Source organism: Aeromonas sp. FDAARGOS 1411 (assembly GCF_019047125.1).
Taxonomy (GTDB): Bacteria; Pseudomonadota; Gammaproteobacteria; order Enterobacterales; family Aeromonadaceae; genus Aeromonas; species Aeromonas veronii.
Window position 1 is genome coordinate 4,015,441 of record NZ_CP077214.1, and the last position, 22,853, is coordinate 4,038,293.

The following is a 22,853-nucleotide window of genomic DNA, read 5'->3' on the forward strand; positions in this document are numbered from 1 at the left end:
ACCCGTTTTGGCGTGAGGGAACAAGATGCAGTTAATCGTGGTAAGTGGACGTTCGGGCTCCGGTAAAACGGTAGCCCTGCGAGTGCTGGAAGATCTGGGTTACTACTGTGTGGACAACCTGCCGGTCAATCTGCTGCCCCAGCTGATTGTCTCGGTGGAGAGCCAGTATGACAAGCTGGCGGTCAGTATCGATGTGCGCAACCTGCCGAGCGATCCGGAGAAACTGGAAAATCTGCTGGCTCAGGTGCGCAATGAGGGGCGGGTAGAGTTCTCCAGCTTTTTCTTCGATGCCGACAACGGCACCCTGCTCAAGCGCTATGGCGAGAGCCGCCGCCTGCACCCCCTCTCACGCAACAAGCTGTCGCTGGATGAGGCGATTCGGGAGGAGACCCACCTGCTGGCGCCCATCTCCTCGACCGCTGACCTGCGCATCGACACCACTACCCTCAGCATTCACGACCTGAGCGAGCTCATCAAGACCAGGGTGCTTGGGAAGAAAGAGAACGAGCTGGTGCTGGTGTTCGAGTCGTTCGGCTTCAAGTACGGCATTCCCAAGGATGCCGACTTCGTGTTCGATGCCCGCTTCCTGCCCAATCCGCACTGGATCCCCGAGCTCAAACCGTTTACCGGCAAGGATGAGCCGGTCGCCAACTACCTCTCGGCGCAGGCTGACGTGATGCTGTTTACCCAGCAGATCGAGAACATGCTGGTGACCTGGTTGCCCCATCTGGAGCGCAACAATCGCAGCTACCTCACGGTCGGCATCGGTTGCACCGGCGGTCAGCACCGCTCGGTCTTTATTGCAGAACGGCTGGCCAGTGCATTCCGTTTGCTTGGCAAGAACGTGCAGATCCGCCACCGCACTCTCGACAAGAGTGTCCCCCAATCCTGACGGACCAATAGGACGACCCGATGACTGTTTCCGCCTCGGTTGAAGTGAAAAACAAGCTGGGTATTCATGCCAGACCGGCCATGATGCTGTTCGAGCTGGTGCAGGGTTTCGATGCCCACGTGCTGCTGCGCAATGAAGATGGTGTGGAGGCTGATGCTGACAGCATCATCGGCCTGCTGATGCTGGATTCCGCGCAAGGGCGGCAGGTGGAAGTACAGGTTGAGGGCCCCGAAGAGGTCGAGGCCCTGGCCGCCGTGGTGGAGCTGTTCACCTCCGGCTTTAACGAGGAGTAGTCACTCCTCGTTTTATGTTATGAACCGGTGCGCGCCAGCGCTTTGAAGCTGGCAAAATCCCGACAAGCCAGCAGATTCCTGCTGGCTTTTTCGTTCATCAGTGCCAGAAACAGGTCGTAGAGACCCATCGCCTCCTCGTAATCGGCCTTGCTGATGGCCAGCACGAAGATGAGCGTCGCGATTTCTCCGTTGCCCCAGTCGATCCCCTGCGGGGCCAGTACGGTGTACACCAGAGTGCGGCGCGCCAGCAGACCGAGAGAGTGGGGCAGGGCGATCCCTTCTCCCAGCATGGTGGAGACGATCCGCTCCCGCTCCTGCAGTGAGGCTCTGAAGCCGCTCTCCACCAGATCTTCCGCTTCCAGCTGATCACAGATACGGGTAAACAGTTCGGCCTGGGTAAGGGGTTCTTTTACCGACATGAAGTGGTCGGCATCGAAATATTTGTCGAGCATGTAGGGGCGGGTGCGGTCGATCAGCACCAGCTTGCCAAGCTGCTCCAGCTGGTATTGGGTCGGGAAGGGGGCAACGAGTACCACGGGGGCGTTTTTTTCGTTCACCTTGACGGTACTGATGACAAAGTCCTGCGCGATCTGCGCCAGACCTTCGTAATCCCGCACCGATTCAAGTGTGGTCAGCTGCAACTGGGGATACTCCCGCTTGATACGTGCTTCCAGCACTCGGAAGGTGGCGTTGCCTGCATCGCATAGCAGCAGTGCCTGCGGGCGGCGGGTATAGCCGATATCGTAATGGCGCTCCAGCCCGACCCCGATATGGATCACCAGATAGCCGATCTCGTGGTGGGTCAATCGGTAGGGGGTCTGCTTGATCCACTCCGAAATGGCCGCCAGCGTGATGTCGTAGGCGAGGGGGTAGTACTGCTTGATGTGATCGGCCAGCGGGTTGTGGTTGCCAATCTGGTATTTAACCCGTAGCAGCATGGCGCTGATATGGGTTTGCAGGTCGGCCCGCAGCTGTTGGTCGCCTCGCAGGTCGTAAGGGTAGTGTTGATGAATGTAGGTCAGCAGATGCTCCACCAGCTGTTCGCTCTCGGCGGCCATCGCCGGGCTGAGCTGGGGAGTATCGGCAATCAGGCGCGCCTGGATCTGGATAGCGAGACCGGCGATCTCGTCCTCTACGGGGGGCGTCAAGGTGGGCAATACCGCATATATATCGCGAGATACTGCCAGCAGCGGCAGAGTCAGATCCTCGCTGGCGAAGTGGCGCAACTCGTGACCGGATGCCTGACGCAGCAGGGCAACGGCGCAGTAGATGGTGAGCTGCTGCAAGCTCTCGTCAGCGAGACGCAGCTGATGTCGGGCAAGCTGGGCATGGATGTGATTGCCCACTACCTCCATCGTCTTGCTGGGGCAAAGGTTGGGCAACAGGGTTTGCAACTGGTTGTTGTGCAGCAACTCCTGATAGAGCAGTTGGGTCAAACAGGCACGGATCGCCGTCTCCTCCCCCTGAATGCGCATCCCCAGGCGGGGTTTGCTCTCGACGCTGAGCCTGAAGTGGCTGAGTTGCTCACGGACTTCCGCCATATCCCCCTGCAGTGCCGCCCGGCTCAGATACCAGGTATCAGCCAGCTCATCGAGCTTGATCCCCTGCTCTGCCGTCAATAACAGGATCTGCAGGTGCAGCACCCGCTCCCGGCTGGTGCGTGGCAGGCCGCTATCCTGACCCTGGGCCGCCAGCAGAGCCTCGAACAGTCCCTGATTGTAGATTTTCAGCTGGTAGCCGCTACCACGCTGGTGGATCAGGTGAGCGCCGTGTGTGGCAATCAGTTCGTTGAGGGTCGCCACATCGGTGCGCACCGTACGGGTGGAGACATTGAGGCGGCGAGCCAGTTCCTCCTGTGGCAGTGGTTCGGCGTGGAGCTGGATCAGCAGTTGATGGAGCCTGGGGTGTGGCAGCTTGATCATAGGGGGTATGCAAGACTCCTGTTGCGAGATAAAGGGTCGATGTTAACAAGTGGGTCATCAACAAGCCAGGCACCGGTCAGTGATTAAACCGGCGCCCGTGACTGCCATCAGGCCAACAGTCGTTTCACTATGGCCAGCAGAGTGCGCACATCCTCGGGGCGAGTGTGCCCGCTCGCGCTGTCGATGATGGAGCTGTAGACGTGCGGGATCACCTTCTCGACTCCGGCATCCAGCGCAATCCGCACTATCTCCTCGAAGTTCTCCAGATCGATGCCGCCGGTGGGCTCCAGCCAGAAGTTGTTGCGGGCACAAGCCTCGGCCACTGCCTGATACTCATCGCGGCAGGCCAGCCCCCCCATGGGGAAGAATTTGACCGAGCTGCCGCCCATGTCCTTGAGCAAGGCAATGGCGGTATCGATGGGCACGATGCCATCCGACTGCCCGGCGCTTAGTGGACCGGTGGAGATCTTTACCATGCCCGGCATGCCGGTAGGGGAGATCAGCCCGTTGACCAGTGTCTCTGACTGGCCGAGCAGCGCCCGGCTGGCGCCGACACCGGTGAACACCTGGTTGACGTGTTGGGGCTGCAGCTGGCAGGCCAGTTCGGCCACCATGGCGGATTGGCGCGGATCGCCGGCGCCCAGCCCGATGGAGAGGGCGTTGTCGATAAGCTTGGCGTACTCCTTCATATCGGCAACTGCGGAGGGAATATCCGGGTAGTTTTTGGAGAGCACACCGACCAGCACGTGGCCTTCGGCTGCGTCGTACACCTCTACGGCATTCTCTTTGGAACCTGCCAGCACGTTGAGACAGACCCGATCACGGTAGTAGTTGGGGGTAAGGGACATCAGCGATTCTCCTGAACGAGGTTGGCAATGGCGGAGTGGATTTGGTCGAGCTGGGGCACGGTGACGCTGCGCACATCGATCTCGATGTGCCCCTCGTTGGCCTTGTAGCCACGACAGTAGATGGCAGGCGTGCCCTGTTGCAGACGGGTGACGACCTGCACTGTGGTCATGCCGATCTGCTGGTGGTCAAAGGCGATATCGGTGCGGGCAATGTCGCGTCCTGCGCTGTCCCACACCACCTTGGCGGTGACGCCGGGCAGCTGGTTTAGGCGCTCGATGAAGGGGCTCATCTTGGCGACCATGGCGGCGCCGCTCTCTTTCTCTTTGGCCAGATAGCGCTCGATAGCGTGGGTCAGGCCGAGGATCCCCTCCTTGCCCACCTTCATGGCGCGACCGATGCCATTGGCCTGCTGTTTGACCCACTCCACATACTGGCGCTTGCCGAGCACCAGCCCGCTGGTGGGCCCTTCAATGGCCTTGGCGCCGCTGTAGATGACCAGATCCGCCCCCTGGTTGTAGTAGAGGCGCAGATCCTCTTCGGCTGCCGCATCGACGATGAGCGGGAGCCCGTGGGTCTTGGCCACCTCGGCAGCCTCTGCCACCGACAGAATGCTCTTCTGCACGCAGTGGTGGGATTTGATGTAGAGGATGGCTGCTGTGTTGGCATTGATGGCAGCGGCCAGCTGGGAAGGGGAGCACTCGTTGGCGTAACCGGCTTCCACTACTTTGCCGCCACCCAGATTGACCATGGTACCGACCGGGGCGCCGAAGTTGACGTTATGCCCCTTGGGCAGCACGATTTCACTCGGCACGTCATGGGGGTGGGCATGCAGGTGCTCGAGGCGGTAGGGGTCGCCGCGTACGATCACGGCTGCCACCGACTGGGCAATGCCGGCGCTGGCACAGGAGACCACCACCGCATCTTCCACATCCAGCAAGCCAGCCAGATAGGTGCCGGTCTTGTTGACCAGATCCTTGACCTCGAAGTAGTGGCCCAGGCCAAAATTGACCGCATCGACCACCTCCTGCTCGGGGGTGGAGACGCCGAGAATGGTCATGCGCCCGGAGGCGTTGATCACCGGTTTGAGCTGATATTTCTCATAAACAGAAGGCATGGTGTGATTTCCCATAGTGAGTCAGAACCAGTTCGCCACCGACCAGGGCGGCGAGAGGCTGCAGTTGTTGGTCACCGCTGCGGGACTGGGCTTCGGTATCCATAAACAGGGTCGGGCCGCTGGCGACCTCGAACAGGGTCAGATCGGCATCGGCGCCCACCTCGAGCCGCCCCTTGCCGGAAAGGCGCAGGGCATCGGCCGCTTGATGGGTGACGCAGGCGAGCACCTGCTCCAGCGTCATGCCGATGGCGAGAAATTTCGACATCACGTGGGCCAGACTGTAGACCGGCCCCTTGATGCGGTTCTTGCAGTAGATGTCTGAGCTGATGGTGCGGGGCAGGATCCCCTGCCGGATAGCCAGCTCCGCCACCTCGAAGCTGAAGCTGGCGCCGCCGTGGCCAATGTCGAGCAAGAGGCCCCGCTGCATCGCTTCGCGCACCGCCTGACGCAGCTCGCCAGCCGGGGTCAGGATGCGGTTGGGCTTGCCGTTGAAGCAGTGGGTCAGCAGATCGCCATCCCCCAGCAAGGCAACTATCTCGTCCAGATCCGGCGGCGTGTTGCCCACGTGCACCATCAGCGGTAGCTGGTCGTGGGCCTGTTGCAGCACTTTGGCCATGCGCAGCGGTTGCAGGCCGTTTTCACCGACCACGCTGCCGCTCATCCGTGCCTTGATGCCGACAATAAAATCGGGGTGGCGACGAATGGCTGCCGAGGCGAGATCCATATCGAGGTCCCGGCTGTCGGCCAGCTCGTTCTGGCGCAGCAGACCGATGCGGGAGATGTTGAGCAGGGCGTGCACCCGGGTCTTGCAGCCGGCGGCGAGACGCTGGAAGTCATCCACGTCGTCGGCCCCGGTGCTGCCGGCGTCGATGACGGTGGTGACGCCGGACTCCACTCCCACCTTGTCCGGCTCATCGTGATAGATGGGAGAGGCGGGGTAGCAGTGGGTGTGGCCGTCGATCCAGCCTGCGCTGACGTGGATCCTGCCTGCGAGATCCAGGATCTGCCGCGCCGTTGCCGTCTCCGGCAGGGAGCCGATGGCGGCGATTTTGCCCTCCCTGATGGCGATATCGACGAGCTGGCCATCTCCCTGGCGCCCGGCTCTGATGATCATGTCGTACATGCTGATAACCTCTGGCGAGCCACCCCGCAGGGCGGCTGATACTTACACAAGGGCGACCGGGAAGAAGGTACCCAGCAGCATGGCTCCCAGGATGGCACCGCCAGTGATGGGCTTGCCCCACACGTAGAACAGCAGGGCACCCAGCAGGGAACCGATGCCGATGGGGATGGACGCGCCCATGGCGGAGAGGATGATGAGGGGGCCGAGAAAGCGGCCAGAGCTGTTGCCAGCACCCATCATCACGTCAGCACCGTAAGTGGAGTTGCTCTGGTTGATGGTGAACTTGCGCGCCAGAATGATGACGTAGCCGATGGCCAGACCAATCCCCATGCCGGTTGCCAGCGAGGCGCCGAAGTTCTCCACCGGATAGACGATGCCGGCCCCCAGCAGCAGGGCTGGCACTCCGAGGCCGACCCCGGTCTGGATAGCGCCGCCGATATCCAGGATCCCCACCAGGGATCCCTCGATGATGCGGGCGAACAGGAAGCTGGCACCGAACGCGGCTACCGCGCCGTAGGCTCCCGTGTCCATTCCGGCTTTCAGCATGGCGACGAAGGCTACCTCGTTGAAGGCACCAACCCCGTACAGATAGAACATGTGGGTACCAGCAAAGACCCCGGCCGAGAGCAGGCCGACGAAGATGGGGAAGGACCAGTCGGCGTACCAGAAGTTGTTTTTCAGTTTCTCATCCATGGTGTGACCCCTTATTTGCCGCTCAGCAGGTTATGGACGTTTTCCAGCCACAGGGGGACGCCCATATGGAAGGATTCAATCAGTTTCATGTCGAAGCCGCGGAAGAAGCCGCTCAGCACGAACAGCAGGACAATGGCCGCCATCATCACCTTGGTGACATGGTTCCAACCGCTCTCTTCCACACCCTTGCCGATCAGGATGCCGAGCACCAGACCCGGTACCGCGTTGCCCATGATGAGCTGTGCCAGACCGCCGAAGATGGTGGCCCAGAAACCGGATTTCTTGCCCGCCTCGATGGCAGCGAGCCAGAAGATCACCGGCATGACGGTGTTGACCAGCAGGTTGGCGGCCGGTACCAGCACCTTGACCGCAGTGACCTGCAGGGCGGCCGGGACGGCAGCCGCCGTACTGTTGAGGAAGGCGACCACGATGGCACCTATGATGCCGCCAGCGATGGCCATCTTTTTCGGGTCGTGCAGAGTGGTGGCGAGATCCCGATTTTTGAACAGCAGTGCCGCCGTGGCCCAGTGCGGGATGATGCGGTGATCCACATCCTGGGTGAAGGCGCCGGCCGCCACGGTCGAGGCCCAGGCGTTGAAGAAGAAGCCCAGACCAAACGAGAAGTGAGAAGCGGGATCCCCTTCGCAGGAGTTGAGCTCGCCCAGGGTGCGGAAGGCACCCATGCCCTGTACGGTCGGGGCGTGGAACATCCGCGCCGCGCCGGTCCCCACCCCGACGCCAACCAGGCCGCCAATGATGAGTGACTTGATAAAAATGATTAGAAACATCCAACGTATCCTTCTTGTGGGGTTGTGCCTGCGCAGGCATCACACCTGGGTGAACGTCACCTTGGCGACATCCAGACTGGTGACCTGAACCTTGATCTCCAGCTGGACGCGGTATTCGCGGCGCTGGCGCGGCAGGAAGAAGAACAGGAACTTCTCCACCCGGACCGACTCCTCGGCTTTGAGCACCTGTACATCGACCGGCTCAATGCGCAGCAGTACCTGCTGGTTGTCCTTGAGCAGTGTGGGTTGCACCTGGCTGAGGGCGGAGGCAAACGCCTGCTGGCGCGTCGTCCCCTTGCCGTTGACGATGACCTGGGTGGTGAAGTTCTCTTTCATCAGGCGCGTCCGTGCTTCTTGGCGAAGGCTTCGACCAGCTTCTGGCCCAGCTCTTCCTTGTCCATGAAACCGAAGCCCAGCACTACACATCCTTCGTTGATGGCGGTGACGCCCTCTTCAACAGAGCGCATGCCGTAGCGGCACTTGTAGCCGTATTTGGTCTGGGCGGTGATGGCACCGGCGCCGCCGCTGCCGCAGAAGGAGATGCCGAGATCCGCCTGCTCCTTGTTCATCACATCGCCGAGCTTCATGTCCGCGGCCATGCCGGGGATGATGGTCACGTTGGCCCCGGCAGCTTCCGCGCCTGCGCCCACTTTCTGACCCTTGCCGAGACGGTCTCCAATCACGAGTTTGATGGCTGTCATATCGATTTCTCCTTGAGTTAGTGGTTCTGCACCGAGCTGAGTTCGTTTTCTTTGGCTACTTCAAAATGGACGGACAAGAGGTGTGCCTCCTCATAAGCAAGCTGATCCAGCCAGCTGACGACCTGTTCGGCGAGACGCAGTGAGAGGGGGGAGATCTCTTCAAACAGGCTGAGGTCAACTTCTGGCAGGGGCTCGCCGCTGTGGGAGCGCCACACCATGGCTTTGACATGGGAGGCCAGCATCTGCTGTTGCACCTCGTTGGGGATGATGCCCTGTTCGGCCAGCAGGGGATAAATGCGCGCGAGGATATGATCGGTCTGGCGCAGCAACTCCGGGCTGTTCGGGGTCAGGGTCTGGTCGTGAGTCTCTGTTTGCAATGTCTGCTCTCCAAGGCTGGCAGAAGGTATGGTGTTACCCTAAGCCTGCGCGTCGATGTGGAGGAGGCAGCGTTTTTCCGATTTGAAGCGGAAATTCCCGAGGAAATGGCCCCGAAGTGATCGTTTGGATACTGAAAAGGTAAAAAGAGTGCTTATTGAAGCTGGTTTTGTGTGATCGGTAGCGCACAAATCGGGGGGCGGGGGCAGGGCAAGCGTTGCGGGAAACTGTGAGTCATCTCACGGTAAGAGACGTTGCCGAGAGGGCCGATATGGAAAAGGGCGTTTTCCCGCCCTTCTCATTAAAAGGAGTGACGCTAGCTGGCCGATGCTGCGCTCGAGCTGGCCGTTTTCTGCTGATAGCGCAGGTCTTCCTCTATGGTGACCACCACTTCCAGCGGCTTGCCGGAGCGGAATACCGAGATGGTCAGCTTGGTGCCGGGGCGGCTCTCGACAATCTTGTCCATGGCGCTGCGTACGCCACTGATGGCCTCTCCGTTGATCTTGAGCAGCACATCCCCTCGCTGCAGGCCGCCTTTGGCCGCCGGGCCGTTGGGATCCAGACTCTCCACCACCAGACCACGCAGGTCGCCGAGGTTCATCATCCGCGCGACTATGGGGTTGATCTCGACGCTGGAGATCCCGAGGTAGCCGCGGATCACCCGGCCGTTGGCGATCAGCTCATCCATGATCCGTTTGGCCAGCCGGTAGGGGATGGCGAAGCTGATGCCGTAGCTCTCCTGATTGCCGTTGAGGTGATAGGTGGCGGTGTTGATCCCCACCAGATCGCCACGGCCGTTGACCAGCGCGCCACCCGAGTTGCCCTCGTTGATGGCAGCATCGGTCTGCAGCAGATCCTGACGGCCATTGCTGTCGGGCCCCATGCTGGAGAGGCCGGTACGGCCGGTCGCACTGATGATGCCCTGGGTGATGGTTTGGCCGACGTTGTAGGGGTTGCCGATAGCGAGCACCACATCTCCCACTTCTGGCAGTCGCTCGGGATCCTGCGGGATCACCGGCAGGTTGTCTGACTCGATATAGAGCACGGCGAGGTCGGTGAGCTGATCGGTTCCGACCAGCTCGGCACTGAAGACCCGACCATCCTGCAACGCGACGATGATCTGGTCGGCATCGGCGATGACGTGGTAGTTGGTCAGTACATAGCCGCGCTGGTTCATGATGACGCCGGAACCCAGCCCTTGCGGGCGCAGTTCCCCCTGATTGCCCTGATTGGGGGCAAAACTGCGGGTGTAGATGTTGACGACGGCAGGGCCTGCCCGATGGGCGGCATAGGAGAAACTCAGTTCACGGGCATTGGTGATGATGCCGGGCAGTTGGGCACCACCGCGAAAATGGGGAAACAGCAGCAACAGCAGCGCCGCGACGGTCAATCCAAAACCGACAGACTTGCCCAAGTAACTGACTAAAGGGGGGATTTTCATGTCATTCTCATCCGTACAGGCTGCGCGCAGAGAATAACACTATCGATGGATAAAAATCACCCGCGGTGAAGGCCGCGGGTGATGGAGGGGCTGGCGAACAACTTGAGCGTTAGCGGATCACCAGATAGAGCGAGGAGTCGCCACGCTGGATGTTGAGTGCCAGCACGTCAGGTTTGTTCTTGAGCGCCTTGGTCAGCTCGCCCAGGGTGTTGATGCGCAGGCGGTTGACCCCGATGATGATGTCACCCTTCTGCAGGCCGGAAGCGGCTGCCGGAGAGCGAGGATCAATGTCGGCCACCGCGACACCGGAGACCGGGTCGGTAGTGGTGCTCAGCTTAGCCCCTTCCAGTGCCGGATGCAGCGCGCTGGCGCGTACTTCGCTGTCATCGGCCTGCTTCAGGGTCACCTTGGCCGTTTGTGACTTACCATCGCGGATCAGTCCCAGCTCGACCTGCTTGCCAGCGCCCATGGTAGCGATCTTGGCACGCAGCTCGCCGAAGGAGCGAACCGGTTTGCCATCGATGCTTACGATGATATCGCCAGCCTTGATGCCCGCCTTGTCGGCCGCCGAATCAGGCATGACCTGATTGACGAAGGCACCATCCTTCTTGTTGTAACCGAAGGTTTTGGCGATGTCAGAGGTGAGCTCAGTGCCGGTAATCCCCAGCTGGCCGCGACGCACTTCACCGTACTTGACGATCTGCTCGGTCAGATCCCGTACCATATTGGAGGGGATGGCAAAGCCGATGCCGATGTTGCCGCCGTTCGGGCCCAGAATCGCGGTGTTGATACCGATCAGCTCGCCACGCAGGTTAAGCAGAGCGCCGCCGGAGTTACCGGAGTTGATGGCCGCATCGGTCTGGATGAAGTTCTCCAGATTCTCGATGTTGAGGCCGCTGCGACCCAGCGCACTGACAATGCCGGAGGTGACGGTCTGGCCCAGACCAAACGGGTTGCCGATGGCCAGCGCATAGTCACCTACCCGCAGCTCGTCGGAGTCGGCGAACTTGATCTGTACCAGGTCCTCGGCCTTGATTTGCAGCAGGGCGATGTCGGACTGCTTGTCTTCACCAATCTTCTTGGCCGCATATTCACGACCATCCTTCAGGTTGACCTTGATCTCGTCCGCCTCGTGAACCACGTGGGCGTTGGTGATCACGTAACCCTTCTTGGCATCGACGATGACACCGGAGCCGAGCGCCTGGAATGGCTGCTCGCTCACCTGTTCATCGGGCATGTTGGGGCCGAAGAAGAACTTGAACTGTTCCGGCAGACGCTGACGGGTAATTTTTTTGCCAGAAACCGAGATATTGACCACCGCCGGGGTGACCTGTTCGAGAACAGGCGCCAGGCTTGGCATCTCCTGACTTGAACCTAACAGGGAAGGCAGTGCAGCCTGAGCAGGGGCCGCAGACATGGCGATACCGACACTGAGGGCTAGCACACTGAGCATGGAAAGAGGTTTACGCATATGAAAAACAGCTCCCAGAAAAAGTTGCATTGCAATCGTCAAGGTCAGACCACGGTACTGGCCAATTAGTTCCGCGAGGAACTAGTTTGGTTGTTTGAGCAGTCCGGAAGAGGCGCCAGCATAGTCGCGAGGCGGAACGCCCGGCTCTTCTGCCACATTGGCAGGGGCTTCTTCTACCAATGACTCGCGGAACAGCGGTTCCTGCGCCTTGGCCAAGAATTTGCTCTGCTCGGCCATGTGGCGATAGAGGGTCTGATACTGCTCGGCCAGTTGCTCCATCAGGGCGGCACTGTCGGCGAAGTGGGTGTTGATCTGGCCCTGATAACTCTCGAGCTCCTTGTGGGCCTTCTTCAGTTCCTGTTCCAGACGGCCAGCATCGCGGCTACGCACCGAAAAACGGCCGAGAACGATACCGATAATCAAGGCCGCGACAGCCAGCAGGATCCCAGTTAACAGACTCATAGATGCTCCTTGTTACAGCTAAAACAGAGTGGGTTTATGCGGTCGTCATAACCGCCATGCCTTGATGGCACTATACCGTGCGTCCTGAGGCCGTGATACCATTTTGTCCTCTATTCAGGGAGTTGGAGAGGCGCTCAAGGATGACACCGCAGCAAAAATACCAGCAGGATCTGCTACGACCCGGCGTGCATGCCGACCCCGCTCAGGGGATGGCCATCAGCAGGCTGGAGCGACTCTATCAGGATTTGCTGCATCGCCCGACTCCGACCAGATCCCGTGGGCTGTTTGGCTGGTTGCAAAAGCCCAGGGCGCAGGAGCCCATCCTGGGGATCTATATGTGGGGTGGAGTGGGCAGAGGCAAGACCTGGCTGATGGATACTTTTTTCGACAGCCTGCCAGGGACGCGGAAAATGCGCTGCCACTTCCATCGCTTCATGCAACGGATCCACGATGAACTCAAGGCGTTGAGCGGCCAGGCTGACCCGCTCAAGCTGGTAGCTGCCAAGCTGGCCGGCGAGACGGATATCATCTGTTTCGACGAATTTTTCGTCTCGGACATTACAGATGCCATGTTGTTGGGCACGCTGTTTCAGGAGTTGTTCGGTCACGGCGTCGTGCTGGTGGCAACCTCAAACATTCCGCCAAAGGATCTTTACCGCAACGGCTTGCAGCGAGCCCGTTTTCTGCCAGCCATCGAGCTTATCGAGCGCCATTGCGAAATACTTAACGTGGACGGCGGCATCGACTATCGCCTGCGTACGCTGGAGCAGGCCGAGATTTATCACTGCCCGCTGGATCAACAGGCAAAAACGAATCTCGATCGCTATTTTCAGCAATTAACCGGGGGGCACGAGGCCTCCGGGGGGCGTTTCGAGGTCAATCATCGTCAGCTGACGTCGCTGGGGATGGGAGAAGGGGTGCTCTATATGGATTTCGAGCAACTTTGCTGTACTCCCCGCTCCCAGAACGACTATATCGAGTTGGCCCGGCTGTTCCACACCGTGTTGCTGGCCAATGTTCAACCAATGGGCAAAGGCACGGATGACGCGGCCCGCCGCTTCATCGCCATGGTCGACGAGTTCTATGAACGGCATGTCAAACTCATCATGTCGGCCGCCGTGCCCATGACGGAACTCTATGGTGAAGGGCTGCTTAATTTCGAATTCCAGCGCTGTCTTTCACGGCTTCAGGAAATGCAATCGCACGAATACCTTGCCAGAGTGCACCTTCCTTAGTCACAATACCGCGCCTGCCAGTCGGATGGGCATCTGCGGCAGGTAGGGCCGGGCGACATTTGCTGGTTTCATGGCAGTGAAATTAGCAGGTGATATTTAAGGCAACTTCACTTATAATCGCCCGGCCCACGTTACAGCTGTCGATAAGACAGCAACACTTTAAGCTTTACTTGTATTCGAAGGGGTACAGGTAGGCCATCGTTTGTTGTTTGTGGGAGAGCCCCCATAAGCAATTGGGTCTGTAACAGGTAATTGGGTTTAACTTAATGAAAACTTTCGTTGCCAAGCCAGAAACCGTAAAACGTGACTGGTACATTGTGGACGCAGAAGGTAAAACTCTGGGTCGTATCGCAACCGAGATCGCTGCTCGTCTGCGTGGTAAGCACAAAGCTGAGTACACTCCGCACGTTGACACCGGTGATTACATCATCGTTGTAAACGCTGAGAAGGTACACGTAACCGGTAAGAAATTTACCGACAAAATGTACCACGCTCACTCCGGTTTCCCGGGTGGTATCAAGTCAATCAGCTTCGACAAGCTGATTCAGCGTAAACCGGAAATGGTAATCGAAGCAGCCGTCAAAGGCATGCTGCCGAAAGGTCCTCTGGGCCGTGCCATGTTCCGTAAACTGAAAGTTTACGCAGGCGCCGAGCATGCTCATGCTGCTCAGCAACCTCAAGTACTGGATATCTAATCGGGAACTGGCAACATGGCAGAAAATCAATACTACGGTACCGGCCGTCGCAAAAGCTCCACTGCTCGCGTATTTATCAAAGCGGGTAGCGGCAAGATCGTAATCAACCAGCGCTCCCTGGAGCAGTACTTCGGCCGTCCGACTGCCCGCATGGTAGTTCGTCAGCCGCTGGAACTGGTTGAGATGACCGAGAAACTGGACCTGTACATCACCGTTAACGGTGGTGGCATCTCCGGTCAAGCTGGTGCGATCCGCCACGGTATCACTCGTGCTCTGATGCAGTACGACGAAACCCTGCGTTCCGAACTGCGTAAAGCTGGCTTTGTTACTCGTGATGCCCGTAAGGTTGAGCGTAAGAAAGTTGGTCTGCACAAAGCTCGTAAGCGTCCGCAGTACTCCAAGCGTTAATTCGCTTTTGGTACTCACTCTTTCGAGTGTCAAAAAAGCCTGGCAACCGCCAGGCTTTTTTTATTGGTAATATTACAGACATCAATGCTAACCACGCGTCACAAAAGACAAAAAATTGTTTCTTTATTGTTTTCATTGCTCATCGCTCTTTCTTGTCAAGTTGTTATCTTTTCTTTAAAATTTCCCCTGTTTTCTGTGGCAATTGTAAATCCAGCTTCCGCCGCTGTTGTCACGGGAAAAATGGGGAACAGGGACACTATAAGAATGTGCGGAGTCCACATGGGAGAGTTTTTGGATGAGCAATGCGCCAGTTGATACCGGTCGCCGCAGATTTCTTACCTGGTCAACGGTTGCCGTTGGTGGGGTAGGAGCTGCGTTTACCGCAGTGCCGTTTATAAAGTCATGGAATCCGAGCGCCAAGGCCAAAGCAGCCGGTGCGCCGGTTGAAGTCGATATCAGCAAGTTGGAACCGGGTCAGCTCATCCGTGTCGAGTGGCGAGGCAAGCCTGTCTGGGTGGTGAAACGCACCAAACAGACGCTGGATGCCCTAGCCGCGCATGATGACAAGCTGCGGGATCCCTCATCTGAAGAGCCGCAGCAGCCTGACTATGCCCATAACGGGTACAGATCGATCAAGCCCGAAATTTTTGTCGCGGTCGGTATTTGCACCCACTTGGGGTGTTCACCTTCCTATCTGCCTGACAGCTTTGGCGAGCAGGTGCAGGGCGTTACGTCCGGCTTCTTCTGCCCGTGCCATGGCTCCAAGTTCGACATGGCCGGCCGTGTGTTCCAGGGGGTGCCTGCACCGCTGAACCTGGTCATTCCGCCCTATCAATTCATTAATGACACCACCATCCTGGTCGGTGCCGATGGCAAGGAGGCCTGACCATGTTGAGTAAACTGATGGGCTGGATCGATTATCGATTCCCGCTCACGGCCATGTACAACGACCACATGGCCAAGTATCCGGCACCGAAGAACCTGAACTTCTGGTACTTCTTCGGCTCGCTGGCCATGCTGGTGCTGGTCAACCAGATCATCACCGGTATCTGGTTGACCATGAACTACAACCCCTCTGCGGAAGGTGCGTTTGCCTCCGTGGAGTACATCATGCGCGATGTGGAGTACGGCTGGTTGCTGCGTTACATGCACTCAACCGGTGCGTCTGCATTCTTCATCGTGGTCTACATGCACATGTTCCGCGGCATGATCTATGGCTCTTATCAGAAGCCTCGTGAGCTGCTGTGGATCTTCGGCATGCTGATCTTCCTGGTGCTGATGGCGGAAGCCTTCATGGGCTACTTGTTGCCCTGGGGCCAGATGTCATTCTGGGGTGCCCAGGTCATCATCTCGCTGTTTGGCGCCATTCCGGTCATCGGTGACGATTTGACCCTGTGGATCCGCGGTGACTACGTCATCTCCGGTGCGACCCTTAATCGCTTCTTCGCGCTGCACGTCATCGCGTTGCCGCTGGTGCTGGTGATGCTGGTTGCCATGCACATTCTGGCGCTGCACGAAGTGGGCTCCAACAACCCGGACGGTATCGACATCAAGAAGCACAAGGACGAAAACGGCTGGCCGCTGGATGCGGTGGCGTTCCACCCTTACTTCACCGTCAAGGACATGATCGGTGTGGCGGGCTTCCTGTTCTTCTTCTGCGCCATTATCTTCTTCAAGCCGGATATGTGGGGTTACTTCCTCGAGAAGCCGAACTTTGAAGTGGCCAACGGCCTGAAGACTCCTGCTCACATCGCGCCAGTGTGGTACTTCACCCCCTTCTACGCGATTCTGCGTGCGGTACCTGACAAGCTGCTTGGCGTCATCATGATGGGCCTCTCCATCGTGGTACTGTTCCTGCTGCCGTGGCTGGATCGCTGCAAGGTGCGTTCTGTTCGCTATCGCAGCAAGCTGCACAAGCTGAACATTGCCCAGTTCGTGGTCTGCTTTATCATCCTGGGGGTGCTGGGTGTACTGCCGTCGACGCCGACCCTGACGCTGGTTGCCCAGATTTGTACCTTGGGTTATTTCGGTTTCTTCGTGCTGTTGTTCTTCTACAGCAAAAACGAACGCACCAAGCCGCTGCCGGAGAGGGTTACATTTAAATGAAAAAAATAATATTTGCAGTGCTGACCCTGCTGCCATCTTTGGTATTTGCAAGTGGCGGAGCTGTTCATCTGGACAAAGCCAATTACGATCTGAGTGACAAGGCATCGCTGCAACGTGGCGCGGCCACCTTCATGAACTATTGCGCCGGATGCCACTCTACCCAGTATCAGCGTTATAACCGGGTCGCAGAAGATCTCGGGATCCCCGAAGATTTGATGAAAGAGAACCTGATTTTCACCGGCGCAAAGGTCGGTGACCTGATGAAGAGCGCCATGTCAGAGAAGGATGCCGCCAAGTGGTTTGGTGCGCCGCCCCCTGATCTGACTCTGGTTGCCCGGGTGCGCGGTGCAGACTGGATCTACACCTATCTGCGTTCTTTCTACGTGGATGAGACCCGTCCGTTCGGGGTGAACAACGCCGTGTTCCCGTCCGTGGGCATGCCCCATGTGCTGGAGCCGTTGCAGGGAACCCCCCGTGCCGAGTTCGTCACTCACACGGTCGATGGAGTCGAGACCCAGCAGGTTGTCAGCATCAAATCTGACGGTAATGGTGAAATGGATGACGAAGAGTATGATCAGACGGTACTGGATCTGGTAAACTTCTTGGTCTACTCAGCTGAACCGGTACAACAGGAGCGTGAACGCATGGGCTTCTGGGTGCTTGGTTTCATCGTGATCTTCTTCATCTTCACTGTGCTGTTGAAGAAGGAATTCTGGCGCGACGTTCACTAAGCGACCAGATACGGGTAATATAATGCACGGCAATGAAGACCAAGATGCTTCATTGCCGTTTCTGCTTTTTAATGACGGGAGGGTTCAATGGCTGTAGCTGCCAATAAGCGTTCGGTAATGACGCTGTTTTCCGGTGCCAACGATATGTTCAGCCATCAGGTGCGTATTGTCCTGGCGGAGAAGGGTGTTAGCGTGGATATCTGCCAGGTTGATCCAGCCAATCTGCCGGATGAGCTGGCCGAGCTGAACCCGTACAACTCTGTACCGACCCTGGTTGATCGTGAGCTGGCACTCTACACCTCGCGCATCATCATGGAGTATCTGGACGAGCGCTTCCCGCATCCGCCCCTGATGCCTGTTTACCCGGTTGCCCGTGGTAACAGCCGTCTGATGATGCACCGCATCGAGCTGGACTGGTACTCCCTGGCTGACAAGATCATGGCCGGTACCGATGCTGAAGCGGCACGCAACGAACTGCGTGACAACCTGCTGGCCATCGCGCCGATCTTCGGTGAAATGCCCTATTTCATGAGCGAAGAGTTCGGTCTGGTGGATTGCTACATGGCACCGCTGCTGTGGCGTCTGCCAAGCCTTGGCATCGACCTGACCGGTCGTGGCGCCAAAGAGCTGAAGGCCTACATGGTTCGTCTGTTCGAGCGTGAGTCCTTCCAGGCTTCCCTGACCGAAGCCGAACGCGAGATCCGTGCTGGCGTATGAGCATGGAACCGACAATGACACCGAGCCGCCCGTACTTGTTACGGGCGTTCTTTGACTGGTTGCTGGACAACGATCTGACCCCTCATCTGGTGGTCAACGTCAACATTCCCCATGTGATGGTGCCGATGCAGTTTGCTCAGGACGGGCAAATTGTGCTGAATATCGCGCCCCGAGCCGTGATGCAATTTCACATGGATAACGAGGCTATCAGCTTCAGTGCCCGCTTTGGCGGCGTCTCCCAGCAGGTTTATATCCCGATGGCGGCAGTGCTGGCTATCCATGCCCGGGAGAACGGCGTGGGCACCATGTTCCCGCCCGAGCCGGGTTACGATATCTGGCTTGAGCAGGCTGAAGCGCCGGTGGAGCCTGAGCCGGAACCGCCGCGTCCAAGCGGTCGTCCGACCCTGAAGGTGATCAAATAAAAAACGCAGCCGATTGGCTGCGTTTTTTTATGCCGCGTTGGCTTAGTTCTGGGCGAACTCGAAGGCCTTGATCACGCGCTTCACGCCTGTGACATGGCGGGCGATGTTGACTGCCTGCTCTCCCTCCTGGCGAGTCACCAGACCAATCAGGAACACCTCGCCGTTCTCGGTGACCACCTTGACCTTGGTGCTGTCGAAGTTCTTGGTGCCGAACATGTCGGCTTTCACCTTGGAGGTGATCCAGGAGTCATTGCTGCGAGTGGTGAAACTGGCAGGTTGGCCGATGCGCAATTCGTTGTAGACGTGGCGCACCCCTTCGATGCGACTGACAATTTTGCCCGCCTCAATCTTGTAAACGTCAGAAGGTGTCTGTCCGACCAGCAGGACGCGGCCATTGTTGCTGTAGACGCTGATCTTGCTGGCTGCACTGAGGGGTTTGTTGTCGGCCAGCAGATTGGCCGCTTTCAGCTCGATGGTCTGGTCATCCCACTGCGCGCCCAGGGTTCGGCGATCGCCAGAGGCCTTGGCAGTCCCTGCGGCGCCGCCAACAACCAGGGCTGCGCAGCCTTGCAGCAGCAGGGTGCTAACCAGTAGACCGAGCAGGATAGTGTGCTTTTTCATGGTTTCAATCTTCCTGTTGCGGGAAAAGTGTCTGGTCGATGAGATCACACAGGCAGTGCAGGGTCAACAGGTTCACTTCCAGAATGCGAGGGCGACGGGCGGAGGGAACACGGATCTCCACATCGTTCGGGCCGAGCAGACCTGCCATTTCGCCACCGTCACCCCCGCTCAGCACCACTATGGTCATGTCACGGGAGAGGGCGGCTTCGGCGGCCTTGATCAGGCTGCGGCTGTGGCCAGAGGTGGTGATGACCACCAGAATGTCGCCAGGCTGGCCCAGCGCGCGGATCTGCTTGGCGTAGACCTCTTCAAAACCGTGGTCGGTGGCGATGGCGCTGATGGTCGCCATGTCCGGGGTCAGGGCCATGCCGGGCAGGGAGGGGCGCTGGGTCTCGTAGCAGTTGACCAGCTCGGAGATAAACAGTTGCGCCAGTGCGGCAGAAGGACCGTTACCGCATGCCAGCACCTTGTGGCCATTGAGCAGGCAGATGGTGATCATCTGGGCTGCAGTATGGATGGCATCCGGCAGCGCCTCGGCGGCGGCTATCTTGGTCTGGATGCTTTCGGTGTAGTTCTCTTTGATGCGGTCAGTCATAGGGTCCTCTTAAAATGCGTTCTGGATCCAGGCTGGCTGGTCGCCCTCGAACGCAATCACATCGAATCGGCAGGCCTGATGGGCCTCGTTGATGGCATGTTGCTTCAAATAGTGGCGCGCTGCCAGCATGATCTTGTGCTGTTTGCTGCGGGTGACCGAGCTGGCGGCCCCGCCATGGCTGCCGGTGGCCCGGTAGCGCACCTCAACAAACACCAGGGTCTGGCCCTGGTGCATGATGAGATCTATTTCACCGCCACGACAGCGGTAGTTGCGAGCTACCGGTTGCAGGCCCCGGGCCTGCAACCAGCGTTCAGCGACTTGTTCAAAGTGCTGTCCCTTGCTCGTTGGTGAGGGGAGCAGGTTCGGCAACTGCTGGCGTATCCGTTTCCATAGTTCCTTCATTGGAGGGCTCCTCCAGCTGCTGAACGGCGTTCTCGTCGACCAGTTTGCCGTTCTGGTAAGTACCCCAGCTCAGCATCCGCACAATATTACCCTGGGCATCCACGCTCAGCTGACCGCTCATGCCGGCCTGCTGCATGCCACCCACCTTGCGCATCTGCTGCAGGTTCTCAGCCAGGCTGACGGCATCGTAGCCCATGGCAAACAGGCGCAACAGGTCACCTTGGGTCTGCGGCCAGAGCAGGGCGATCTGCTCGCGCTGTTTCTCGTAGCCGCCCAGCAGCAGCGGCATATCGGCGATATGCATGCCGTTGAGCTCGGAGGCGACCTCGGTGGCTGCGCTGTCGTAGCCGCGGGAGCTGGTGTAGATGGGCAGGCTGCCCATCGGATTGACCGAGATATCAACGTAGGGCTTGATCATCCGGGTTTCCAGGCTGTTGGCCACCACATAAACGGCATCGATGCTGCGCGGTGCGGCATCAGAGAGTTGCACCACTTCACCAGCACGGGCGGTAGAGCGGCCGCTCAGAGCATTCTTGACCATCCCTTGCACTTCGTTGCGGGCACCGAAGGTGGCGACGACCGGCTTGTCCTGGCTCAGGGTGGCCCAGCTCTGCTCGAACGCCTTGATACTGCTGTAACCGATCCGTCCCTGGGCGGCGATCAGCAGCGGTTTGCGGTAGCCCTGGGTGTAGAGGTACTGGGCTGCCTGGGCGGCATCTGCGGCGGCAGATAGGGAGAAGTAGTAGGTGGTGTCGTTGACGACCGGCTTGTCCAGCTCGTTGAGCGCCAGTACCGGCACTGTCGGATTGGCCTTGAGCAGCTCCTCGACCCGGTCTTTCAGTAGCGGGCCGATGATCATGTCTGCCCCTTCCTGAATCGCCTGCTTATAAAGGTCGCCGGTTGACTTGCTCTGGGTGTCGTAGAAGTTCAGGGTGAATTGCCCCTGATTTTCCTTATAAGACATCAGCATACCGTTACGGATGGCGGCGCCCTGCGGCTCCAGATTGCCGGAGAGGGGCAGCAGCACAGCGATCTGTTGCACCGAGGTGCTGGCAGTGGCCGCCAGATCGCCCAATCCTGCCGGCATATCCTTCTGGGCTGGATGGTTGGGGAAGTCGCGCTTCCAGCCTGCCAGCTGGCGGGCCAGCAAGCTCGGCTGGGCGCCAAACTCGTTGACCAGTGCCGCCAGTCGTAGCCAGCCGGTGGTCACATCAGGGGCCGGAGCCTCTTCCAGCGCTTGCAGGGTGGAAGGAGTCATGCTCTTGAGCAGCGACCAGATCTGCTGATGGTTGGTCGCCTGCTCGCTCTGATTGAGGTAGGGCTCCAGTGCAATCAACGACTTGGCTGCGCCAAACTTGTTGTTGATGTCGAGCTGCAGCACTACGCGCTGGCGATACCAATCCTTCTGGGTATCGGCATCCAGCACCACCTCAGGTTTGCCTTCCAGCAGGATCAGCGCCTGATTGGCGTGGCCTTGCGCCAGCAACAGATGGGCTTGCAGCAGTTGCAACTGCGCCTTCTGAACGGGATCCTTGGCCTGCTTCTGCAATTGCTGGAACAGTGCCGAGGCCGGTTTGGCCTGGCCCAGCGCCAGATAGCTGCGTGCCGCCAGCATCTGCCAGGTAAAGGCCTCGGCCGGCTTGGCGGGATCCACCTGCTCAAGATACCACTGGGCATTCTTGGTCAGATTGGAGAACGCAGAGGGCATGCCTGACTGCCCTGACGGTTGATTGGGCTCCGACGCACAGGCGGCGAGCAGTACTGCCGCGAGTATGATGCCGAAGAGTCGTGATACACTTAGCTGCTTTGTAACCCGGTTCAAGTTCATTCCCCGACCAGTGTTGAAGTTCCCCATAGTGTAAACGGGCCAATATGGCGACACAATTGTCGGGGCACTCGGAGATCCCATGAGTGACATCCCAACCCTGTATATAGTCCCCACTCCGATCGGCAATCTGGCGGACATCACCCAGCGTTCATTGGACATTTTACGCAGTGTCGATCTGGTGGCCGCCGAAGATACCCGTCATACCGGTATCCTGCTCAGCCACTACCAAATCTCGGTGCCGACCTTCGCCCTGCACGATCACAACGAGCAGCAGAAAGCCGATGTGCTGATCGGCCGGATCAAAGAGGGCAAGAGTGTTGCGCTGGTCTCCGATGCCGGCACCCCGCTTATCAGCGACCCCGGTTATCACTTGGTCACCCGCTGTCGTGAAGCCGGGGTCAAGGTGGTGCCGCTGCCCGGTCCCTGTGCCGCCATCACCGCCCTGAGCGCGGCCGGTCTGCCCACCGATCGCTTTGCCTTTGAGGGCTTCCTGCCCGCCAAGAGCAAGGGACGTGACGATCGCCTGCAAGCCGTTATTGAAGACACCCGCTCGCTGGTGTTCTACGAATCCCCGCGCCGTGTGCAGGATACAGTGGAAGCTATTGCTCGCATTCTCGGCGAGCGTCAGGTGGTGGTGTGCCGCGAGCTGACCAAGACCTTCGAGTCAATCCACGGTCTGCCTGCGTCCGAAATGCTGGTCTGGCTTGGTGAAGATGACAACCGCTGCCGCGGCGAGATCGTGCTGGTCGTGGCTGGCGCCTCCAAAGAGGAAGAGGATCTGCCGGCCGAGGCGATCCGCACTTTGGGACTGCTGGTGGCAGAACTGCCACTGAAAAAAGCGGCCGCCCTGACCGCCGAGATCCACGGCGTGAAGAAGAATGCCCTCTACAAATACGGCCTCGAGCACTATTGAGCCGGTTAATAGGCCGTAAGGCTGTTTTCTGACCTGTGCAATCCCCCGAACCGGCG

General features: G+C 58.8%; 27 protein-coding genes. 11 read left to right on the forward strand and 16 right to left on the reverse strand.

The annotated features are described in order from the left end of the window. The first annotated feature begins 25 nt into the window (after positions 1 to 25). Both rapZ and npr read left to right on the forward strand, forming a co-directional pair. Complete coding sequence (gene rapZ / locus I6L41_RS18260) at positions 26 to 892, forward strand: RNase adapter RapZ (protein ID WP_216960494.1); 867 nt, start codon at positions 26 to 28, stop codon at positions 890 to 892. Positions 893 to 912: 20 nt separating this feature from the next. Further along, positions 913 to 1,185, forward strand: a complete 273-nt coding sequence (gene npr / locus I6L41_RS18265) for a PTS phosphocarrier protein NPr (protein WP_005336318.1) — start codon at positions 913 to 915, stop codon at positions 1,183 to 1,185. Between the two features lie 17 nt (positions 1,186 to 1,202). Here npr and I6L41_RS18270 read toward each other — a convergent pair whose 3' ends face one another. The 12 genes from I6L41_RS18270 to I6L41_RS18325 all read right to left on the reverse strand — a co-directional run bounded on the left by I6L41_RS18270 (position 1,203) and on the right by I6L41_RS18325 (position 12,124). Next, a complete protein-coding gene (locus I6L41_RS18270; protein ID WP_120416079.1) occupies positions 1,203 to 3,107 on the reverse strand; it encodes a transcription antiterminator in 1,905 nt (634 codons plus the stop codon). 107 nt (positions 3,108 to 3,214) lie between these two features. Beyond that, complete coding sequence (locus I6L41_RS18275) at positions 3,215 to 3,955, reverse strand: KDGP aldolase family protein (protein WP_202004325.1); 741 nt, start codon at positions 3,953 to 3,955, stop codon at positions 3,215 to 3,217. Continuing rightward, entirely contained in the window at positions 3,955 to 5,070 is a 1,116-nt protein-coding gene (locus I6L41_RS18280) for a DgaE family pyridoxal phosphate-dependent ammonia lyase (RefSeq protein WP_216960497.1), read from the reverse strand. Before I6L41_RS18280 ends, I6L41_RS18275 begins: the two co-directional genes overlap by 1 nt. After that, positions 5,054 to 6,193: an amidohydrolase/deacetylase family metallohydrolase gene (locus tag I6L41_RS18285; protein ID WP_216960500.1), complete on the reverse strand. Its 1,140-nt coding sequence runs from the start codon at positions 6,191 to 6,193 to the stop codon at positions 5,054 to 5,056. The genes I6L41_RS18280 and I6L41_RS18285 overlap by 17 nt, the downstream gene beginning before the upstream one ends. 42 nt (positions 6,194 to 6,235) lie before the next feature. Continuing rightward, complete coding sequence (locus I6L41_RS18290) at positions 6,236 to 6,886, reverse strand: DUF4310 family protein (RefSeq protein WP_005355144.1); 651 nt, start codon at positions 6,884 to 6,886, stop codon at positions 6,236 to 6,238. Positions 6,887 to 6,897: 11 nt separating this feature from the next. Further along, on the reverse strand, positions 6,898 to 7,674 hold the full coding sequence (locus tag I6L41_RS18295) for a DUF4311 domain-containing protein (protein ID WP_216960503.1): 777 nt from the start codon (positions 7,672 to 7,674) through the stop codon (positions 6,898 to 6,900). 39 nt (positions 7,675 to 7,713) lie between these two features. Further along, positions 7,714 to 8,010, reverse strand: coding sequence for a DUF4312 family protein (locus I6L41_RS18300; RefSeq protein WP_019444839.1), 297 nt, complete (start codon positions 8,008 to 8,010; stop codon positions 7,714 to 7,716). Then, the gene (locus I6L41_RS18305; protein WP_005355141.1) at positions 8,010 to 8,375 is read right to left on the reverse strand and encodes an SFCGS family glycine-rich protein; all 366 of its coding nucleotides are present in this window, start codon (positions 8,373 to 8,375) and stop codon (positions 8,010 to 8,012) included. Before I6L41_RS18305 ends, I6L41_RS18300 begins: the two co-directional genes overlap by 1 nt. Before the next feature lie 17 nt (positions 8,376 to 8,392). Next, the gene (locus I6L41_RS18310) at positions 8,393 to 8,752 is read right to left on the reverse strand and encodes a transcriptional regulator (RefSeq protein WP_216960507.1); all 360 of its coding nucleotides are present in this window, start codon (positions 8,750 to 8,752) and stop codon (positions 8,393 to 8,395) included. Positions 8,753 to 9,066: 314 nt separating this feature from the next. Further along, complete coding sequence (degS, locus tag I6L41_RS18315) at positions 9,067 to 10,191, reverse strand: outer membrane-stress sensor serine endopeptidase DegS (RefSeq protein ID WP_216960511.1); 1,125 nt, start codon at positions 10,189 to 10,191, stop codon at positions 9,067 to 9,069. Between the two features lie 109 nt (positions 10,192 to 10,300). After that, positions 10,301 to 11,662, reverse strand: a complete 1,362-nt coding sequence (locus I6L41_RS18320; protein WP_216960514.1) for a Do family serine endopeptidase — start codon at positions 11,660 to 11,662, stop codon at positions 10,301 to 10,303. Between the two features lie 81 nt (positions 11,663 to 11,743). After that, positions 11,744 to 12,124: a YhcB family protein gene (locus I6L41_RS18325; RefSeq protein ID WP_005356646.1), complete on the reverse strand. Its 381-nt coding sequence runs from the start codon at positions 12,122 to 12,124 to the stop codon at positions 11,744 to 11,746. A gap of 140 nt (positions 12,125 to 12,264) precedes the next feature. Between I6L41_RS18325 and zapE the strand changes: the two genes are divergently transcribed. The 8 genes from zapE (at position 12,265) to I6L41_RS18365 (ending at position 18,438) form a co-directional block, all read left to right on the forward strand. Continuing rightward, positions 12,265 to 13,359 carry a cell division protein ZapE gene (zapE, locus tag I6L41_RS18330; RefSeq protein ID WP_216960517.1) on the forward strand — a complete coding sequence of 365 codons (1,095 nt, stop codon included), beginning with the start codon at positions 12,265 to 12,267 and terminating at the stop codon, positions 13,357 to 13,359. A 266-nt stretch (positions 13,360 to 13,625) separates the two neighbouring features. Further along, the gene (gene rplM, locus I6L41_RS18335) at positions 13,626 to 14,054 is read left to right on the forward strand and encodes a 50S ribosomal protein L13 (protein ID WP_005336289.1); all 429 of its coding nucleotides are present in this window, start codon (positions 13,626 to 13,628) and stop codon (positions 14,052 to 14,054) included. A 15-nt stretch (positions 14,055 to 14,069) separates the two neighbouring features. Then, a complete protein-coding gene (gene rpsI / locus I6L41_RS18340; protein ID WP_005336286.1) occupies positions 14,070 to 14,462 on the forward strand; it encodes a 30S ribosomal protein S9 in 393 nt (130 codons plus the stop codon). A gap of 295 nt (positions 14,463 to 14,757) precedes the next feature. Continuing rightward, a complete protein-coding gene (gene petA, locus I6L41_RS18345; RefSeq protein WP_040068840.1) occupies positions 14,758 to 15,348 on the forward strand; it encodes a ubiquinol-cytochrome c reductase iron-sulfur subunit in 591 nt (196 codons plus the stop codon). Between the two features lie 2 nt (positions 15,349 to 15,350). Beyond that, entirely contained in the window at positions 15,351 to 16,568 is a 1,218-nt protein-coding gene (locus I6L41_RS18350) for a cytochrome bc complex cytochrome b subunit (RefSeq protein ID WP_040068842.1), read from the forward strand. Beyond that, on the forward strand, positions 16,565 to 17,299 hold the full coding sequence (locus I6L41_RS18355; protein WP_216960520.1) for a cytochrome c1: 735 nt from the start codon (positions 16,565 to 16,567) through the stop codon (positions 17,297 to 17,299). The genes I6L41_RS18350 and I6L41_RS18355 overlap by 4 nt, the downstream gene beginning before the upstream one ends. Before the next feature lie 87 nt (positions 17,300 to 17,386). Next, positions 17,387 to 18,016 carry a stringent starvation protein SspA gene (gene sspA, locus I6L41_RS18360; RefSeq protein WP_005336279.1) on the forward strand — a complete coding sequence of 210 codons (630 nt, stop codon included), beginning with the start codon at positions 17,387 to 17,389 and terminating at the stop codon, positions 18,014 to 18,016. Then, the gene (locus I6L41_RS18365) at positions 18,013 to 18,438 is read left to right on the forward strand and encodes a ClpXP protease specificity-enhancing factor (RefSeq protein ID WP_005336278.1); all 426 of its coding nucleotides are present in this window, start codon (positions 18,013 to 18,015) and stop codon (positions 18,436 to 18,438) included. Before sspA ends, I6L41_RS18365 begins: the two co-directional genes overlap by 4 nt. Positions 18,439 to 18,480: 42 nt before the next feature. Here I6L41_RS18365 and dolP read toward each other — a convergent pair whose 3' ends face one another. Genes dolP through I6L41_RS18385 form a run of 4 tightly spaced genes read right to left on the reverse strand, consistent with a single transcriptional unit; the run spans position 18,481 to position 21,764 of the window. Further along, positions 18,481 to 19,059, reverse strand: a complete 579-nt coding sequence (gene dolP / locus I6L41_RS18370) for a division/outer membrane stress-associated lipid-binding lipoprotein (protein WP_005336277.1) — start codon at positions 19,057 to 19,059, stop codon at positions 18,481 to 18,483. 4 nt (positions 19,060 to 19,063) lie between these two features. Beyond that, a complete protein-coding gene (locus tag I6L41_RS18375; protein ID WP_005336275.1) occupies positions 19,064 to 19,654 on the reverse strand; it encodes an SIS domain-containing protein in 591 nt (196 codons plus the stop codon). 9 nt (positions 19,655 to 19,663) lie between these two features. Beyond that, complete coding sequence (locus I6L41_RS18380; RefSeq protein ID WP_216960525.1) at positions 19,664 to 20,056, reverse strand: YraN family protein; 393 nt, start codon at positions 20,054 to 20,056, stop codon at positions 19,664 to 19,666. Beyond that, complete coding sequence (locus tag I6L41_RS18385; protein ID WP_254203336.1) at positions 19,977 to 21,764, reverse strand: penicillin-binding protein activator; 1,788 nt, start codon at positions 21,762 to 21,764, stop codon at positions 19,977 to 19,979. The genes I6L41_RS18380 and I6L41_RS18385 overlap by 80 nt, the downstream gene beginning before the upstream one ends. Positions 21,765 to 21,963: 199 nt before the next feature. Here I6L41_RS18385 and rsmI point away from each other — a divergent pair, with 199 nt between their 5' ends. Next, entirely contained in the window at positions 21,964 to 22,797 is an 834-nt protein-coding gene (gene rsmI, locus I6L41_RS18390; protein ID WP_216960531.1) for a 16S rRNA (cytidine(1402)-2'-O)-methyltransferase, read from the forward strand. The last annotated feature ends 56 nt before the right edge of the window (positions 22,798 to 22,853 follow it).

Bases quoted from the DNA above. Each gene is read 5' to 3' on its own strand.
- I6L41_RS18285 (WP_216960500.1), bottom strand. From the start codon at position 6,193: ATGTACGACATGATCATCAGAGCCGGGCGCCAGGGAGATGGCCAGCTC.
- dolP (WP_005336277.1), bottom strand. From the start codon at position 19,059: ATGAAAAAGCACACTATCCTGCTCGGTCTACTGGTTAGCACCCTGCTG.
- petA (WP_040068840.1), top strand. From the start codon at position 14,758: ATGAGCAATGCGCCAGTTGATACCGGTCGCCGCAGATTTCTTACCTGG.
- rplM (WP_005336289.1), top strand. From the start codon at position 13,626: ATGAAAACTTTCGTTGCCAAGCCAGAAACCGTAAAACGTGACTGGTAC.
- zapE (WP_216960517.1), top strand. From the start codon at position 12,265: ATGACACCGCAGCAAAAATACCAGCAGGATCTGCTACGACCCGGCGTG.
- npr (WP_005336318.1), top strand. From the start codon at position 913: ATGACTGTTTCCGCCTCGGTTGAAGTGAAAAACAAGCTGGGTATTCAT.
- I6L41_RS18280 (WP_216960497.1), bottom strand. From the start codon at position 5,070: ATGCCTTCTGTTTATGAGAAATATCAGCTCAAACCGGTGATCAACGCC.
- I6L41_RS18295 (WP_216960503.1), bottom strand. From the start codon at position 7,674: ATGTTTCTAATCATTTTTATCAAGTCACTCATCATTGGCGGCCTGGTT.
- I6L41_RS18380 (WP_216960525.1), bottom strand. From the start codon at position 20,056: ATGAAGGAACTATGGAAACGGATACGCCAGCAGTTGCCGAACCTGCTC.
- I6L41_RS18385 (WP_254203336.1), bottom strand. From the start codon at position 21,764: ATGCCCTCTGCGTTCTCCAATCTGACCAAGAATGCCCAGTGGTATCTT.
- I6L41_RS18270 (WP_120416079.1), bottom strand. From the start codon at position 3,107: ATGATCAAGCTGCCACACCCCAGGCTCCATCAACTGCTGATCCAGCTC.
- I6L41_RS18300 (WP_019444839.1), bottom strand. From the start codon at position 8,010: ATGAAAGAGAACTTCACCACCCAGGTCATCGTCAACGGCAAGGGGACG.
- rsmI (WP_216960531.1), top strand. From the start codon at position 21,964: ATGAGTGACATCCCAACCCTGTATATAGTCCCCACTCCGATCGGCAAT.
- I6L41_RS18325 (WP_005356646.1), bottom strand. From the start codon at position 12,124: ATGAGTCTGTTAACTGGGATCCTGCTGGCTGTCGCGGCCTTGATTATC.
- I6L41_RS18290 (WP_005355144.1), bottom strand. From the start codon at position 6,886: ATGGATGAGAAACTGAAAAACAACTTCTGGTACGCCGACTGGTCCTTC.
- I6L41_RS18350 (WP_040068842.1), top strand. From the start codon at position 15,351: ATGTTGAGTAAACTGATGGGCTGGATCGATTATCGATTCCCGCTCACG.
- sspA (WP_005336279.1), top strand. From the start codon at position 17,387: ATGGCTGTAGCTGCCAATAAGCGTTCGGTAATGACGCTGTTTTCCGGT.
- I6L41_RS18355 (WP_216960520.1), top strand. From the start codon at position 16,565: ATGAAAAAAATAATATTTGCAGTGCTGACCCTGCTGCCATCTTTGGTA.
- rpsI (WP_005336286.1), top strand. From the start codon at position 14,070: ATGGCAGAAAATCAATACTACGGTACCGGCCGTCGCAAAAGCTCCACT.
- I6L41_RS18275 (WP_202004325.1), bottom strand. From the start codon at position 3,955: ATGTCCCTTACCCCCAACTACTACCGTGATCGGGTCTGTCTCAACGTG.
- I6L41_RS18375 (WP_005336275.1), bottom strand. From the start codon at position 19,654: ATGACTGACCGCATCAAAGAGAACTACACCGAAAGCATCCAGACCAAG.
- degS (WP_216960511.1), bottom strand. From the start codon at position 10,191: ATGAAAATCCCCCCTTTAGTCAGTTACTTGGGCAAGTCTGTCGGTTTT.
- I6L41_RS18365 (WP_005336278.1), top strand. From the start codon at position 18,013: ATGAGCATGGAACCGACAATGACACCGAGCCGCCCGTACTTGTTACGG.
- I6L41_RS18305 (WP_005355141.1), bottom strand. From the start codon at position 8,375: ATGACAGCCATCAAACTCGTGATTGGAGACCGTCTCGGCAAGGGTCAG.
- I6L41_RS18320 (WP_216960514.1), bottom strand. From the start codon at position 11,662: ATGCGTAAACCTCTTTCCATGCTCAGTGTGCTAGCCCTCAGTGTCGGT.
- rapZ (WP_216960494.1), top strand. From the start codon at position 26: ATGCAGTTAATCGTGGTAAGTGGACGTTCGGGCTCCGGTAAAACGGTA.